Below are 15,321 nucleotides of genomic sequence, written 5' to 3' on the forward strand. Positions count from 1 at the left end.
CAGGAGGCGCACCGGCCGAAGCTCGTGCTCTTCCGCCGCGGCGACGACGACCGTGACACCGTCGTCATCGCCGACGCGCTCCGTGCGGAGACGGTCGGCGGCGCGGTGCTCCTCGTCGCGGCGGTCCTCGCGGTCGTGTGGGCGAACCTGCCCGTCCGGGAGTCCTACGAGGCGCTGCGGGAGGCCGTGCCCTACGACGGCTCGCTCGTCGTCGGCCCGATCGACTTCCACCTCGACCTGACCGTCGCGGAGTGGGCGGCGGACGGCCTGCTCGCGATCTTCTTCTTCATCGTCGGCCTCGAGCTCAAGCGCGAGTTCCTCGCGGGCTCGCTGCGCCGCCCGTCGCAGGCCGCCGTGCCGATCCTCGCCGCGGTCGGCGGCATGGCCGTCCCGGCACTCTTCTACACGGCGGTGGCCGCGCGGGGCGGCTCCGACGCCCTCGTCGGCTGGGCGATCCCGGCCGCCACGGACATCGCCTTCGCCCTCGCGGTGCTCGCCGTCATCGGCTCCCACCTGCCCGCCGCGCTGCGTGCGTTCCTGCTCACCCTCGCGGTCGTCGACGACCTGCTCGCCATCGTCATCATCGCCGTCTTCTACACCTCCGAGCTGCAGATCGGGTTCCTCGCCGCCGCGTTCGTGCCGCTGGCGCTGTTCGCCCTGCTCGTGCAGCGGCGCATCACCTCGGAGTACCTGCTCATCCCCCTCGCACTCGTGACGTGGCTGCTGGTCCACGAGTCCGGCGTGCACGCCACCATCGCGGGCGTCCTCCTCGGTTTCACCGTCCCCGTGTCCCGGCCCGACGACGAGCGGGAGTGCCTGGCCTCGCACCTGGAGCACGTGTGGCGCCCTGTGTCGGCCGGCATCGCGATCCCGCTGTACGCGTTCTTCGCCGCGGGCGTGAACTTCACCGAGGGCGGCCTCGGGGAGGTGTTCGCCGACCCGGTCGCGCAGGGCGTCATCGCGGGGCTCGTGCTCGGCAAGGCGATCGGCGTCGGCGGCACCACGTACCTGCTCGCGCGCTTCACCCGCGCCGAGCTCGACGAGGACCTCGCGTGGCAGGACGTCGTCGGGGTCGCCCTGCTGGCGGGCATCGGCTTCACGGTGTCGCTGCTCATCGGCGAGCTCGCCTTCGGTACGGAGTCCGAGGCGGGCATGCACGTGACGGCCGGCGTGCTCTTCGGCTCGCTCATCTCCGCGCTGCTGGCCTCGGCGGTGCTCTCCCGGCGCAACCGCGTCTACCGCCTCATCCACGAGCGCGAGGGCGCGATGCCCTCCCCCCGCGAGCAGGTCGCGGACGCGGGCGAGGAGGTGCGTGAACGCGCCGAGGAGATCGACCCGCGATAGCGTGCCCGCGTGTCGCACGCCATGCCCCCCCGTCCCCCGACCGCCCCGGTCGACGCCTCTTCGGAGCGGTCGATAGGACAGCTCGTGTCGGACGCGGTCGGCGACGTGCGCGCGATCGTCCAGCACGAGAAGGACCTCGCCAAGGCGGAGATCACCGGTGCGGCCAAGAAGGGCGGCGCCGGGGCGGCGCTCCTGGTCGTGGCCGCGACGCTCCTCGGCCTCGGCACGGTCTACCTGCTGATCGCGGCCGCCGAGGCGCTCGTCGCCGCGGGCATGACGCGCTGGGGCGCCTTCCTCGTGGTCGGCGGGGCCGTGGTCGTGCTCGGCCTGCTGCTCGCCCTCGTGGGCGTGCTCCTGCTCAAGCGCGTGCGCGGCCCGCAGCGCACCGTGGAGCAGGGGAAGGGCACGGTGCAGGACGTCAAGGAGGCGCTGCACCACGACGACGCCGACGGTCCCGTCCCCGCCCCCGCAGCGGGTGCCCGCACGTCGTAGCCGGCGCGACCCCTTCCCGGCGCACCTCACCGACGCGTCGGTGGTCGGTGTGCCCGGGCCCTGGGAGCACCGTTTCGTCGGCGCGCACGCGGCGCGCTTCCACGTCGCCGCGGCCGAGCCGCCGCCGGACCCGTCCCGCGAGCCGGGCAGGCACCCGCCGCTCGTCCTGCTGCTGCACGGCAGCCTGCAGAACTGGTGGGCGTGGCGCCACGTGCTACCGCTGCTCGCCGCGGCGGGCTACCGCGCCGTGGCCGCCGACCTGCGAGGTCACGGGGCGAGCGACGCCACCCCGCGCGGCTACGACCAGCCGGGCCTCGCCGACGACGTCGAGGCGCTCGTGCGCTCCCTGGGCCACGCGCGGGCGGTCGTCGTCGGCCACGACCTCGGCGGCTGGGTGGGCTGGACCCTCGCCCACCGCGCACCGGAGCGCGTCGCCGGCCTGGTGACCGTCGCCGCCCCGCCCCCGGCGGGCGTCACGGGGCTGCGCGGGACCTCGGCCGGGCTGTGCCGCGCGCTGCTCGCGGCCCAGGTGCCGGTCCTGCCCGAGCACCGGCTGCTGCACCGTGACGCCCTGCGGCGCCACCTCGACGCCGGTCGCCCGCTCGGGAGCCCCGTGGCCGACGACGAGGCCGGCTACTGGCGCGCCGCGGTCCGCGTGCCCTCGGTCGCCCACACCGTCCTCGAGCCCGCCCGCTGGCTCGGCCGCTCGCGGCTGCGCCCCGACGGCGCACGGTGGCGGCGCTCGGTCGCCCGCCCGCCGGCCGTGCCGTGGCTCGCGGTCCACGGCCGCGAGGACCGGTTGACCCCGCGGGCCCCGGCAGGTGCGACGGTCCTCGAGGGGGCCGGGCACCAGGTGCCCGAGGAGGCGCCCGACGGGCTCGTCGCGGCCCTGCTGCCGTGGCTGCGGAGCGTCGCGCCCCTGGACGCCTGACGGGCGCCCGGGCGCCCGGGACCCGCTCAGCCCGGGGCGCAGTCCCCGGTCGGCACCGCGTCGGTCGCGCCGGCCCGGTCGAGCACGGGCGCCGCCTCCTCGAGCGTGACGGCGTAGCCGGTGCCGGCGTCGCGCAGGCTCCGAGCGAAGACCACCCCGACGACGGCCCCGTCCCCGTCGAGCACGGGCCCCCCGCTGTTGCCCGGCCGCACCTGGGCGTTGAGGGAGTACACCTCGCGGGTGACCTGCTCGCCGCCGTAGATGTCCTCCCCGACGGCCTGTACGACGTCGCGGACCCGGGCCGCGCCGAGCACGTACGGGCCGTTGAGGGGGAACCCGGCGACGACGGCCTCGTCGCCGCGGGCGAGCTCGGTCCCCACCGGCAGGGGGCGCGCCTGCAGGCCGGGGACGGCGAGCACGGCGAGGTCGCGCTCGGGGTCGAAGACGACGACGGTGGCCGCGAGCCGCTCGCCCGTCCCGCCGACCTGCACCTGGGGCTCGGCCACACCCGCGACGACGTGGGCGTTGGTCACGACCCGCTCGGGAGCGATCACCCAGCCGGAGCCCTCCTGGCCCCGGCGGCACGCGTCCGCCACCCCCGTGACGCGCACGACGCCGGCCCCGGCCGCGACGACGGCCGGGTCCTGCAGCACCGCGGCGTCCGGCGCCTCGACGGGCACGAGCGGCTCGACCGCCTCGCCGACGAAGGCCCGCGGGAAGAGGTCACCGCTCACGCTGTCGTAGTAGGAGGTGAGGACGCCCGCCAGCCGGTCGGGCACGACCCGGTCGACGGCCGCGACGACGCGGGAGCCGGCGACGGCCTGCGACAGGGTCGGGAAGGGGCTCACCCGCACCGCACCCGCGATCGCCCACACCACCAGACCCACCGCGACCACGGAGGCGACCATGCCGGTGACGGCGTCGACGGCCCGCGCGGGCTGCCAGGTGACGCGCCGGCGGACCGCCAGGGCGACGGCCCCGAGCAGCGCCTGGCCGAGCACGCCGGCGAGGAGGGCGCCCACGAGCAGGAGGACCGAGCGGCCGGGCCCGGGCGGAAGGTCGGGGACGGCCCCGGGCAGCAGCCGGGCCGCGAGCAGCGCCGCGCCGACGAAGCCGACGAGCGAGGCCAGCCCGACGACCAGCCCCTGCCGGAAGCCGGCTCCCGCGTACCCGACGAGCAGGAGCACGAGCAGGAGGTCGAGCAGGAGGCTGCCGCTCAGCGGGAGGCCGCCGGCCGCTCCCTGCGCGGCGGCCGCGCCCGTCGTCACGGCGCTCCCCACCGACCCCGCCGCCGTCACGCCTGGCCCCCGTCGTCCAGCGGGGAGCCCTCGTGGTCCACGACCGGGGTCGTGTCCCACGGCACGGCGAGACCGGCGAGGTCGAGCAGCCACGACAGCAGCCCGGCGGTGAAGCCCCACACGAAGAAGCCGTCGACGACGAAGCCCGGGCCCTCCCCACGGCCGGCCGGGTAGCGGACGCCCACGCGGTTGGCCGGGTCGACGAGCGCGGCGACGGGCACGCGGCCGACCGCGGCGACCTCGGCGAGGTCCACGGGCGCCACCGGGTGCGGGGCGTGCCACCACGCGACGACCGTCGTCACCTCGTGGTCGGCCGGCGGCGCCCACAGCGCCGGCAGGGTGCCGAGGGGGCTCACGCCGGCCGGGTCGACGCCGACCTCCTCCTGCGCCTCCCGCAGCGCGGTCGCGACGTCGTCGACGTCCTCCGGGTCGCGCCGCCCACCGGGGAGGGCGACCTGGCCGGCGTGGCTGCGGAGGGTGTCGGCGCGGCGGGTGAGCAGCACGTCGGGGCCGTCGGGTCCCTGCCCGAGCAGCACGAGGACCGCCGCCGGCCGGACCGTCGCACGTCGACCGGCAGGCACCTGCCGCCGCCACGGCACCGGCGACGACCGGCCGGCCTCGACCGCCCGCCGCCAGGGTCCGAGCCACTCCGGGCCGCCGCCGGGGGCGCCGCCGGGCGGGCGCGCGGGGCTCTCGGACGGCACGGGCCAAGCGTAGGCCGACCCCCCGTGCGCCCTCCGGGTGACGGCCCCCGGCCCCGCTCACGTGCGGCCCCGCGACACCCGACAACCCGGTGACCGCACAGCGACGACGGCCGTCGTCGCCCCCGCCCACCTCGCCCCACCTCCGGACCACCCGCTCAGCCCGCCCGGCCCTCGAGGCCGGAACCTCGTGGAAGGACCCACATGCGCATCCCCCGGCAGCCGTCGGCCGACGACCGCACGCGCCTCGCGGCCGGCCCGGTGCCCGCGACGGGCGCGGACGGGGCGGCTCCCGGTGGGTCGCTCCTGCAGGACCGCCTCGCGGGCCTCGTCGACGAGCTCCGGGCCGTGGGCTACTGGCAGCGCCTCGTGCAGGCGCGCACCGACCTCGTCGTCGCGGGGCTCCTGTACGGCTCGCCGGTCCCCACGCAGGCCGGCCCCCACCGCCTCGACCCCCGCGTCGACGACGAGCCGTCCCTGCTCGCGGCCGGGATGGACCTCGAGCGCCTGCTCGCGGACCTCGCCCCGCTGTGCAGCGCGGGCGCCGGACCCGGGGAGCACCTCGAGCGCCTGCGCGGGAGCGCGACGCGGCTCGCGGCGCGGCGCCGGCACCTCCTCTCGGAGGTCGAGGCGCTCGAGCTCGCCCTGCAGGACGCGGCCGCGCTCGAGGCGGAGCGCGCCGCCGAGGCCGCCGCCCGTGCGGCCTGCACCCCCGTGCTGCCCGCCCCCTCCTGACCGTCGTCGGCCGCCGCAGGCGCCCCCGGGAGCGCCGGGGTCGCGGGGGGCGGCGCCGGGCGGCCGGTTCCGGCATGATCGGCCTGACCGCGCGCCTCCCGGGTGCCGCGGCGCTGGAGGTGGAGACATGGCCGAGGAGGTCCTGCGTCGCGCGCCGCTGCTCGCTGCCCTCGACGAGGACTCGGCCCAGGAGCTCGTCGCGCGCATGCGCCCCGTCGAGCTCGCCCGCGGGGAGCGCCTGTTCCACGAGGGCGACCCCGGCGACGCCCTCTACGTGATCGAGACGGGCAAGATCAAGCTCGGCCGGCGGGCGACGGACGGCCGGGAGAACCTGCTGGCGATCCTCGGTCCCGGCGAGATGTTCGGCGAGCTGTCGCTGTTCGACCCGGGCCCCCGCGTGGCCACCGCCGTCGCGGTCTCCGCGGGTCGCGTCCACTCCCTCACCCGCGAGGACTTCGTCCCGCTGCTCGACCAGCCCCGCGTCGCGCTGTCGCTGCTCGCGGCCCTCGGCCGGCGCCTCCGCCGCACCAACGAGGCCCTCGCCGACCTCGTGTTCTCCGACGTGCCCGGCCGGGTGGCCAAGGCGCTGCTCGACCTCGCGCGCCGCTTCGGGCGCCCCGTCGAGGACGGCGTCCTCGTCGCGCACGAGCTCACGCAGGAGGAGCTGGCGCAGCTGGTGGGCGCGAGCCGCGAGACGGTCAACAAGGCCCTCGCCGACTTCGCCGGCCGCGGCTGGCTGCGCCTGGAGGCGCGGGCCGTCACGATCCTCGACGTGGAGCGCCTGCACCGCCGCGCCCGCTGAGCCCCGGCCCGAGGTCCGCGAGCCACCACAGCAGCGCCACGAGCGACAGCCCCTCGACGACGAGGCCCTCGCGGACCAGCCGACGCACGTGCGCGCGCGGGGCCCACACGAGGCCGTCCGCCTCCACGGGGTCGTGGTCCGCGACCTGCCGCACGGCCCGGGCGGCGCACACCTCGAAGCGGTGGTCGGCGGAGCCGCCGACGGGGTGGAACCCGGAGAGGTGGCGGACGTCGGCCACCTCCCAGCCGGTCTCCTCCCGCGTCTCCCGCGCCGCCGCCTCCGCCGGCGTCTCGCCCGGCTCGACCCTGCCCGCCGGCACCTCCCAGCCCCACGTCCCCGTGACGACCCGGTGCCGGCCGAGCAGCAGGACCTCCTCCTGCCCGTCCGGGCCGTCGCGGAGCACGAGGCAGCACGCGGCGGGCACCGGCTGGCGGACGGCGTGGTGCTCGTAGCGACGACCGTCCGGCTGCTCGACGTCGAGCAGCCGCAGGGACAGCCACGGGCTCTCGTAGAGGCTGCGCTCGCCGTGCACCCGCCACCGGCTCGTCCCGGCGTGCTCGGGGCCGGTCATCCGGTCGCGTCGCTGCGGGCGAGGTGGACGAGCGTCGCGCGGACGGTCCGGCCCGCGGCGCCGAGCAGGACCGGGTCCGTGAGATCGGGGTAGACGTGGGCGACGACGGCCGCCACGAGCCCGTCGTCGTCCGCGGGCGCCCGGGCGCCGACGCGGTCCCGGCCCGGGTCGAGCAGGGCGAGCGCCTCGCGCACCTGGCGGACGCGCTCGGCGCGGTGCCGCAGCAGCTCCTCGACGCGCCGGGCGAGGTCGGGCACCTCCGGGCCGTGCCCCGGCAGGCCCCGCCACGGCCGGGCGCCCCCGTCGTCGCGGGTCCCGTCATGGTCGCCCTCGCCCCCGCCGCCGACGCCGCCGCCGTCGAGGAGGGCGCGCAGCCGCCGCAGCGACGCGAGGTGCGCGCCGAGGTCACCGTCCGGGTGCGCGACCACCGACGTGCCGCGGCCCAGGACCGTGTCGCCGGTGAGGACGACCCGCTCCCCGGCCACGACGAGCCCCACCGAGTCGTCGGTGTGCCCGGCCAGCGCGAGCGGCTCCGCGGGCTCGTCGCACACCGCGGCGACCGCCTCGGGCGTCACGGGGTCACCGAGGGACGGGTCGGCGGCCAGCACTGGGGCGCCGGCACGGGCCAGCGCCGCTCGCAGGAGCGGCGCGCCGAGCGCCTCGGAGTGGTCGGGGTGCCGGTGGGTGAGGAGCACACCGGCCAGGGCGGGACCGACGGCGTCGAGGACGGCCCGCAGGTGGGCGTCGTCGGCGGGACCGGGGTCGACGACGAGGACCCGTCGCCGGCCGACCAGCCACGTGTTCGTGCCCTCGAGGGTCATCGGGCCGGGGTTGTCGGCCCGGACGAGCCGCACGGCCGGCTGCGTCACGGCACCTGCCCGGCGTGGCGCGGCAGGAGCAGGTCGACCTCCGGCAGGCCGTCGGGGCCGGGGGGCGCGTCCGCCCACGCGGCGCGGGGCACCACCGGCACGAGCGAACCACCCGCGACGACCGCCGCGGCCGCGGCGTCGGCCCTCGAGCCGGCCACCGACTCGGCCCCCGAGTCGGTCACCGCGTCGACCGTCGCCGCGGCAGCCGCCGCGAGGTCCCGCAGGACGGCCCGGGTCGGGGGCAGCGCGCGGCGTGGGCCGCTGCGCACCTCGGCGAGCAGGTCGGCGGGTGCCGCCCAGCCGTGCTCGTGCGTCTCGCCGCCCTCCGCCGGGGCGACGCCCGCCGGGTCCGCGCCCGCCGGGAGCACCCCGACGACGAAGGTGGTGTCGAAGCGACGCGGCTCGTGCTCGGGCGTCACCCACCGGGCGAAGCCGCGCAGGTCCCGGGCCCGCAGCCGGACCCCGGTCTCCTCCTCGCACTCGCGCGCCGCCGCGCGTGCGAGCACCGCGAGCCGGTCCGGGGGGCCCGGCTCGCCCGGGCGCCGGGACCGGTCGACCGTCTCCACGACACCGCCGGGGAACGCGAGCAGCCCGGGCCACGTGCTGAGCCCGCGCCCTCGCGTGAGCCACAGCACCTCGACGCGGCCGTCGGGGCCGTCGCGCAGCACGCAGACGCTCGCGGCCACGGCGGGCGCGGGGCCCGCGGGCGCCCCGGCGTCGAGCCACCGGCGCGCGGTGCCGTCGGCGTCCCTCGGCAGGCGCAGCGCGGTGGCCTCGGACTCGCTCATGCGGGGCCGCTCAGCCGACCTCGACGACGATCTCCACCTCGACCGGCGCACCGAGCGGCAGCGCGACCACGCCGACGGCCGAGCGCGCGTGGCGGCCGGCGTCGCCGAAGACCTGCCCGAGCAGCTCGGAGGCGCCGTTGACGACCGCGGGCTGCTGGGTGAACCCGGGGGCGCTGGCGACGAAGCCCGTCACCTTCACGACGCGCACCACCTCGTCGAGGTCGACGACGGACGCCACGGCGGCGAGCGCGTTGAGCGCGCAGCGCCGGGCGAGGCCCGCGGCGGTCTCGACGTCGACGTCCACGGCCTGGTCGCCGACGACGCCGGTCGTGGCGAGGGCGCCGTCGACCATCGGCAGCTGCCCGGACGTGTGGACGAACGACCCGGCGCGCACGGCCGGCACGTACGCGGCCAGCGGGGCGGGGGTCGGCGGCAGCTCGAGCCCGAGCTGGGCGAGCCGCTCCGTCGGCGTCCCGGACAGCTCGGGCGTCTGCTGGTGGGTGCCGTCGCCCTCGGGCTGCGGCTCCCGCCCGGTGCCGTCGACGACGGCGGGCTCGGCCGACGGCTCGGAGTACGGCAGGTCGTCGACCGGCTGCCCCGCCGGGGCCGCGGCGCCGGCGTCGCCCGGGGACGGTGCGTCCTCGCCGGAGCCGTCCGGCGCCGGGACCTGCGGCTCGGGGGCGTCCGCGGCGTAGTCCTCGACCGGCTGCTCGTTCGGGTGCTCGCGCGACGGCTCGTCCCCGGGGTCCTGCGTGCTCACGACGTCCTCCTGGTGGTCGGTCTCGGCGTCCTCGCCGGCCCGGGGCTCGCTGCCGGGGGTGCTCACGGGCCTCAGCCCTTCGGCCGCTTGAGGTAGGCGACGAGGCCCTGGCCGCCCGGCCCCTCGATGACGTTGACCAGCTCCCAGCCGTCCTCGCCCCACTGGTCGAGGATCTGCTTGGTGGCGTGGACGATGAGCGGCACCGTCGCGTACTCCCACTGCTGCATGCCCGGCAGCGTACGCGGCGCGGCACGGGGACGCGCCCGTTCGTGATCTTGCGTGCGGTCGAGGCGGCCTCCCCCGGGCGTGCCGCCCGGTCGGGGCCTCCCTACGGTGTGCACGTGCCCGACCTGCTCGCCGCCCGGGTCCGCCTCCACGTGGTCACCGGCAAGGGCGGCACCGGCAAGACCACCGCCGCGGCGGCCCTCGGGCTGGCCCTCGCGCGACGCGGTCGCCGGGTGCTGCTCATGGAGGTCGAGGGCAGGCAGGGCCTCGCGCGGCTGTTCGACACGGGGCCCCTCGGCTACGACGCCTCCCCGCTCGTGCGGCTGCCCAGGGGGGAGCTGCTGGGCCTGTCGGTCGACGCGAAGCAGGCGCTGCTGGAGTACCTCGAGGTCTTCTACCGCCTGGGCCGGGCGGGCCGGGCGCTCGAGCGCATCGGGGCCGTCGACTTCGCGACGACGATCGCGCCGGGCCTGCGCGACGTCCTGCTCACCGGCAAGGTGTACGACGCCGTCCGGCAGCGCAGGGGCAGCCGCCGGGGCGACGGCCCGTACGCCTACGACCACGTCGTGCTCGACGCACCGCCGACGGGCCGGATCGGCCGCTTCCTCAACGTCAACGCCCTCGTCGCCGACCTCGCGCGGGTCGGGCCGGTGCACGGGCAGGCGGCGGCGATGACCGAGGTCTTCACGTCGTCGGCGACGGCCGTGCACGTCGTCACCCTGCTGGAGGACATGCCGGTGCAGGAGACGGTCGACGCGGTCGAGGAGCTGGCGCGGCTCGGGCTGCCGCTGGGGCGCCTGCTCGTCAACCAGGTGCGCCCGTCGCTGCTGGCCGACGACCGGCTCGAGCCGGTCGCGGCCGGCGACGTGGACGTCGCCGGGCTCCGCGCGGGCCTGCAGGCGGCCGGGGTCGGCGGCCGCGCGCCGCGCGTGCGGGCGGAGGCGCTGGCCCGGCAGACCGTCGAGCACGCCCAGCGGGTCACGCGCGAGCACGGTCTGCGTCACCGCCTGGACGACCTCGGGCTCCCGGTCGTCGAGCTGCCGCAGCTGGGCGGCGCCCACGGCGGGGTCGACCAGGCGGGCGTGCACGAGCTCGCCGGGGTGCTTGCGTGAGCGGCGAGCGTCTCGACGTCGACGCGCTGCTCGACGACCGCTCCGTGCGGGTCGTGGTGTGCACGGGCTCCGGCGGCGTCGGCAAGACCACGTGCGCCGCCGCCCTCGCGCTGCGCGCGGCCGAGCGCGGGCGGCGGGCGGTGGTGCTCACCATCGACCCCGCGCGGCGCCTCGCGCAGTCGCTCGGGCTCACCGAGCTCGACAACACGCCCCGGCCGGTCGCGGGCGTCGAGGGGGCCGCCGGCGGGACGCTCGACGCGATGATGCTCGACATGAAGCGGACCTTCGACGAGGTCGTCGAGGCGCACGCGACGCCGGACAAGGCCCGGCAGATCCTCGCGAACCCCTTCTACCAGGCGCTGTCGAGCTCCTTCGCCGGGACGCAGGAGTACATGGCGATGGAGAAGCTCGGCCAGCTGCGCGCGCGGACGGAGCCGGACGGCACCGACACGTGGGACCTCATCGTCGTCGACACGCCGCCGAGCCGGTCGGCGCTGGACTTCCTCGACGCGCCGGAGCGGCTCGGCTCGTTCCTCGACGGCCGCCTGCTGCGGCTGCTGCTGGCGCCGGCCAAGGCGGGCGGGCGGGCGTACGTGCGGGTGTTCTCCGCGTTCGCGGGCGGGGTGACGGGGCTGCTCAACCGGTTGCTGGGAGCGCAGATCCTCGGTGACCTGCAGATGCTGCTCTCGGCCTTCGACACGATGTTCGGCGGGTTCCGCGAGCGCGCCGAACGCACGTACGCGCTGCTGAAGGGGCCGGGGTCGGCCTTCGTCGTCGTCGCGGCCCCCGAGCACGACGCGGTGCGTGAGGCCGGCTACTTCGTCGACCGGCTGCAGGTGGAGGGCATGCCGCTGGCGGGTGTCGTCGTCAACCGGGTGACGACCTCGGAGGAGGAGCACCTGGACGCCGACGCGGCGCTGGAGGCCGCGGGGCGCGCGGACGGGCTCACGCGGGAGGCGCTGCTCGTGCACGCCCGCCGGGTGCGGCGCGTGGTCGCGGAGCGGGACGTCCTGGCTCGGCTCACGCGCCTGCGCCCGCCGGTTCCGACGGTCGTCGTGCCCGCGCGCCCGCTCGACGTCGTGGACCTCGACGCGCTGCGTGCGGTCGGGGCCGACCTCGCCGCCGGTGCCGCGGTCCCGCCCGCGCCCCTCACCCCCTGAGGGCGGCGCGGCCGCGGTGCGGAGGGCGGTGGCAGCCGCCGGGGACGGCGTGCACCGGGCGGGTCGTCAGAGGCGGCCGGCCCCCGAGGTCACCCGCTGCGCCGGCACGGCGGTGTCGGCGAGGCTCGCCTCGTGGCGCTGACGGGCCTGCTGCAGGACCGTCTTCCACGACAGCACCTCCGGGTGGTCGCGCAGGAGCTGGCGGCGCTCGCGCTCCGTGAGCCCGCCCCACACCCCGAACTCGGTGCGGGTGTCGAGTGCCTGGGCCAGGCACTCGGTGCGGACGGGGCACGCGCGGCACAGGACCTTCGCCTGCTGCTGCGCCGCACCCTGCACGAAGAGCGCGTCCGGGTCCTCCCCACGGCAGGTGGCCAGCTCGGGCCACTCCTCGACCCACGTCATGCGGACCTCCTCCCCGCCCGACGGGGTCCCTCCCGACGGGCGTTCACGTGCTGCTGGTGCTGTATCGGTCGTCCGGACAGAAAGTTACGGAGCGTGCTCGGGTCGCAGAACCTCCCAACGGACCGACCTCGGTCCGCCGAACGGCGGTACCGGGGTCCGCCGAACGGAGGATGCGGTCCGGTGGGGCGCCCCGGTCCGGGACCGAGGTCCCGGGTGCCGGTGCGGTCCCGCACCCTGTGTCGGCACGTACCCTCGTGTGCATGAGGGGTACTGCTGCTCGTGTGATACGAGCCGTCGGCGACGGCCGGATTGGTCCTGGTCGTCCCGCGCGTGTCCGGCTGCTCGCGCTGGTGCGGAGCGGCGACGACGGGAACGCGGCGACGACGCTCGTGCGCGTCACGACCCTGCTCGCGGCGTTCGTCGCGGTGTCGCTCGTGGCGGGGGTCCTCGCCGCCGGGCTCGTGCTCCCCGCGGCGGCGGGCGCCGGCTTCCTCACGCGCAACGGCACCGAGTACTACGAGGACCTGCCGACGGACCTCGAGCTGCCCCCGCTGTCGCAGACCTCGACGATGGTCGCCGCCGACGGCGGCCTCATCGCCCGCTTCTACAGCGAGAACCGGGCCATCACGAGCCTGCCGCAGATGGGCGAGTGGGCGCCCAAGGCCATCATGGCCGTCGAGGACGACCGCTTCTACGAGCACGGTGGCATCGACGCGCGCGGCACGGCGCGTGCGCTGGCCAACAACCTCCTCGGCGGCGCCGAGCAGGGCGCGTCGACCCTCACGCAGCAGTACGTCAAGCAGGTGCAGCTGGAGTCCGCGGTCTACAGCGGCGACCCGGACGAGCTCGCCCGGGTGCAGTCGGAGATCGCCGCCAGCGGGCCGGTCGGCTACGGCCGCAAGCTGCGCGAGGCCAAGCTCGCGATCGCGCTGGAGGAGGAGCTGAGCAAGGACGAGATCCTCGAGCGCTACCTCAACATCGCCAACTTCGGCAACGCGACCTACGGCATCCAGGCCGCCGCGCAGCGGTACTTCTCCGTCAACGCCAGCGAGCTCAACGTCGCCCAGGCGGCGCTGCTCGCCGGCATCGTGCAGTCGCCGAGCCGGTGGGACCCGCTGGACAACCCGGAGTCCGCGACGAGCCGCCGGAACGTCGTCCTGTCGCGCATGCTCGCGACGGACGTCATCAGCCAGGAGCAGTACGACCAGGCGGTCACCTCCGACCTCAACCTCCGGCCGCGCGAGACGCGCCGCGGCTGCATCACCGCCGGCGCCTTCGCCTACTTCTGCAACTACGTGGAGCGCCTCATCCTCAGCGACCCCGCCTACGGCGAGACCGTCGAGGAGCGGCAGAACCTCCTCGACCGCGGCGGGCTGCGCATCCACACGACCATCGAGCCCGAGGTCCAGCAGCTCGCGTGGGACGCGGTCCGCACGCAGGTGCCGGAGACCGACCGGGCCGGGGTGGCCATGAGCGTCGTGCAGCCCGGCACCGGCAAGATCATCGCGATGGCCCAGAACCGGGTGTACGGCACGGACGCGTCCGACCCGGCGCAGTCCTCGACCAACTTCAACGTCGACCAGCGCTACGGCGGCGGCGTCGGCTTCCAGCCGGGCTCCAACATGAAGCCCGTCGTGCTCGCGACCTGGCTCGAGCAGGGCCGCTCCCTGACCGACCGCATCCCCGCCCCCGAGACCCGCACCTTCCGCTTCGGCGACTTCACGGAGTGCGGGGAGGCCATCAAGCCGGTCGACGACACCTACAGCCCGAGCAACTCCGGCGGCACGGCGCCGTCGCTGTCCATCGCCGAGGCGACCTTCCGCTCGAGCAACACCGCCTACATCGGCATCACGAGCCAGCTCGACCTCTGCGACATCCAGGACATGGCGACGCGCCTCGGCATGAACCCCGCCACGGACCCCGACGGCGAGGTCCGCCGGGTCATCAGCATGGCGCTCGGCACCACGGAGGTCTCGCCGCTCACGGTCGCCGAGGTCTACGCGACCTTCGCCGCCGACGGCGTGCACTGCGAGCCCATCGCCATCACCGTCATCCGGGACCGCGACGGCGAGCAGCTGCCGGCGCCGCCGCAGACGTGCAACCAGGTGATCGAGCCGGACATCGCCCGGGGCGTCAACGAGGCGCTGCAGCAGACGCTGTCCTCCCCCCAGGGCACGGCGCGGAACTCGGGGTTCGACGGGGTCGCAGCCGGCAAGACCGGTACGACGAACGACTCGATCGCCGTGTGGTTCACCGGCTACACCCGTGAGATGGCCGCGTCGGTGTGGGTCGGCGACCCGGGTGTCGACGGCACGCCGCGGTCCCTGGAGGACTTCGAGGTCAACGGCCGCTTCATCCCGTCGGTCTTCGGCTCCTCGCTCGCGCTGCCCACGTGGGACGCGTTCGCCGTCCCCGCCGCCGAGGAGTTCGGCTGGGGCGAGGAGGAGTTCACGCCCCCGGACGACGACGTCGTCTTCGGGCCACGCTTCGCCGTCCCGCGCGTGACCGGGCAGTCGGAGGACGACGCGGCGGACGAGCTCCGCGCGCTCGGGCTGCGCGTCTCGGTCGCCTCCGAGCGCCGCTACTCCGGCTCGGTCCCCCGCGGGGACGTCCTCACCCAGTCGCCGTCCTCCGGCGCGCTGGTCCGTTCCGGGCAGACCGTCACGCTCACGCTGTCCGCCGGCGAGGAGCCGCCGCCGCCCCCGGAGCCCGAGCCCGCGCCGGACCCGGAGCCCGAGCCCAGCGAGGGTGGTGACGCAGGTGGCGACGGCGGCGGTGGCAACGGCGGCGGTGGCAACGGCGGCGGGAACGGCAACGGCGGCGGCGGGAACGGCGGCGGCGGGAACGGCGGCGGCGGGAACGGCAACGGCGGGAACGGCGGCGGCGGGAACGGCAACGGCGGCGCCGACGACGACTGACGCCCGAGCGGCCGGCCCGCGCGCGCCCGCGGCGCCAGCCGGCCGCGACGGTCGGGACCGCCCCGTGTCTCGGCTACACTCGTGCGCGCACGGGCTGTAGCGCAGCTTGGTAGCGCACCTCGTTCGGGACGAGGGGGTCGTGGGTTCAAATCCCGCCAGCCCGACGTGCACGGAGGCCGGTCCCCGCAGGGGGCCGGCCTCCTGTCGTCCCCG

At 76.9% G+C, this 15,321-nt stretch carries 16 protein-coding genes and 1 tRNA gene; 9 read left to right on the forward strand and 8 right to left on the reverse strand.

Going from position 1 to position 15,321, the window contains the following annotated elements:
* Positions 1-24: 24 nt before the first annotated feature.
* From nhaA to WAA21_RS03805, 3 genes are all read left to right on the forward strand, one after another.
* A complete protein-coding gene (nhaA, locus tag WAA21_RS03795) occupies positions 25-1,344 on the forward strand; it encodes a Na+/H+ antiporter NhaA (RefSeq protein ID WP_336921458.1) in 1,320 nt (439 codons plus the stop codon).
* Positions 1,345-1,428: 84 nt separating this feature from the next.
* Positions 1,429-1,836, forward strand: a complete 408-nt coding sequence (locus WAA21_RS03800) for a phage holin family protein (RefSeq protein ID WP_336921431.1) — start codon at positions 1,429-1,431, stop codon at positions 1,834-1,836.
* A 49-nt stretch (positions 1,837-1,885) separates the two neighbouring features.
* Complete coding sequence (locus tag WAA21_RS03805; protein WP_336921432.1) at positions 1,886-2,767, forward strand: alpha/beta fold hydrolase; 882 nt, start codon at positions 1,886-1,888, stop codon at positions 2,765-2,767.
* A 26-nt stretch (positions 2,768-2,793) separates the two neighbouring features.
* Here the strand turns inward: WAA21_RS03805 and WAA21_RS03810 are convergent, their stop codons facing one another.
* Together WAA21_RS03810 and WAA21_RS03815 are read right to left on the reverse strand one after the other, a co-directional pair.
* On the reverse strand, positions 2,794-4,035 hold the full coding sequence (locus WAA21_RS03810; protein WP_336921433.1) for a MarP family serine protease: 1,242 nt from the start codon (positions 4,033-4,035) through the stop codon (positions 2,794-2,796).
* Positions 4,036-4,061: 26 nt separating this feature from the next.
* Positions 4,062-4,769 carry an NUDIX hydrolase gene (locus tag WAA21_RS03815; RefSeq protein ID WP_336921434.1) on the reverse strand — a complete coding sequence of 236 codons (708 nt, stop codon included), beginning with the start codon at positions 4,767-4,769 and terminating at the stop codon, positions 4,062-4,064.
* Between the two features lie 201 nt (positions 4,770-4,970).
* On the opposite strand from WAA21_RS03815, the gene WAA21_RS03820 reads away from it, so the two are divergent.
* Together WAA21_RS03820 and WAA21_RS03825 are read left to right on the forward strand one after the other, a co-directional pair.
* Positions 4,971-5,501 carry a hypothetical protein gene (locus tag WAA21_RS03820; protein WP_336921435.1) on the forward strand — a complete coding sequence of 177 codons (531 nt, stop codon included), beginning with the start codon at positions 4,971-4,973 and terminating at the stop codon, positions 5,499-5,501.
* A 127-nt stretch (positions 5,502-5,628) separates the two neighbouring features.
* Positions 5,629-6,303 (forward strand): Crp/Fnr family transcriptional regulator, encoded by a 675-nt coding sequence (locus WAA21_RS03825; protein WP_336921436.1) that lies wholly within the window; start codon positions 5,629-5,631, stop codon positions 6,301-6,303.
* On the opposite strand, the gene WAA21_RS03830 is transcribed toward WAA21_RS03825, so the two are convergent.
* From WAA21_RS03830 to WAA21_RS03850, 5 genes are all read right to left on the reverse strand, one after another.
* Positions 6,260-6,874, reverse strand: coding sequence for an NUDIX hydrolase (locus WAA21_RS03830; protein ID WP_336921437.1), 615 nt, complete (start codon positions 6,872-6,874; stop codon positions 6,260-6,262). The genes WAA21_RS03825 and WAA21_RS03830 overlap by 44 nt on opposite strands.
* Entirely contained in the window at positions 6,871-7,743 is an 873-nt protein-coding gene (locus WAA21_RS03835) for an MBL fold metallo-hydrolase (RefSeq protein ID WP_336921438.1), read from the reverse strand. Before WAA21_RS03835 ends, WAA21_RS03830 begins: the two co-directional genes overlap by 4 nt.
* A complete protein-coding gene (locus WAA21_RS03840) occupies positions 7,740-8,531 on the reverse strand; it encodes an NUDIX hydrolase (RefSeq protein WP_336921439.1) in 792 nt (263 codons plus the stop codon). Before WAA21_RS03840 ends, WAA21_RS03835 begins: the two co-directional genes overlap by 4 nt.
* A gap of 10 nt (positions 8,532-8,541) precedes the next feature.
* On the reverse strand, positions 8,542-9,012 hold the full coding sequence (locus WAA21_RS03845) for a RidA family protein (protein WP_336921460.1): 471 nt from the start codon (positions 9,010-9,012) through the stop codon (positions 8,542-8,544).
* A gap of 350 nt (positions 9,013-9,362) precedes the next feature.
* Positions 9,363-9,518, reverse strand: coding sequence for a hypothetical protein (locus tag WAA21_RS03850; protein ID WP_336921440.1), 156 nt, complete (start codon positions 9,516-9,518; stop codon positions 9,363-9,365).
* A gap of 114 nt (positions 9,519-9,632) precedes the next feature.
* On the opposite strand from WAA21_RS03850, the gene WAA21_RS03855 reads away from it, so the two are divergent.
* Together WAA21_RS03855 and WAA21_RS03860 are read left to right on the forward strand one after the other, a co-directional pair.
* Positions 9,633-10,628, forward strand: a complete 996-nt coding sequence (locus tag WAA21_RS03855; RefSeq protein ID WP_336921441.1) for an ArsA-related P-loop ATPase — start codon at positions 9,633-9,635, stop codon at positions 10,626-10,628.
* Entirely contained in the window at positions 10,625-11,788 is a 1,164-nt protein-coding gene (locus WAA21_RS03860) for an ArsA family ATPase (RefSeq protein WP_336921442.1), read from the forward strand. Before WAA21_RS03855 ends, WAA21_RS03860 begins: the two co-directional genes overlap by 4 nt.
* A 66-nt stretch (positions 11,789-11,854) precedes the next feature.
* Here WAA21_RS03860 and WAA21_RS03865 read toward each other — a convergent pair whose 3' ends face one another.
* Complete coding sequence (locus WAA21_RS03865; protein ID WP_336921443.1) at positions 11,855-12,190, reverse strand: WhiB family transcriptional regulator; 336 nt, start codon at positions 12,188-12,190, stop codon at positions 11,855-11,857.
* 281 nt (positions 12,191-12,471) lie between these two features.
* On the opposite strand from WAA21_RS03865, the gene WAA21_RS03870 reads away from it, so the two are divergent.
* Together WAA21_RS03870 and WAA21_RS03875 are read left to right on the forward strand one after the other, a co-directional pair.
* Entirely contained in the window at positions 12,472-15,108 is a 2,637-nt protein-coding gene (locus WAA21_RS03870; protein ID WP_336921444.1) for a penicillin-binding protein, read from the forward strand.
* A gap of 90 nt (positions 15,109-15,198) precedes the next feature.
* Positions 15,199-15,272 (forward strand) — tRNA-Pro (locus WAA21_RS03875).
* The last annotated feature ends 49 nt before the right edge of the window (positions 15,273-15,321 follow it).

This window comes from Aquipuribacter sp. SD81 (assembly GCF_037153975.1).
In the GTDB taxonomy this organism is placed as follows: Bacteria; Actinomycetota; Actinomycetes; order Actinomycetales; family JBBAYJ01; genus Aquipuribacter.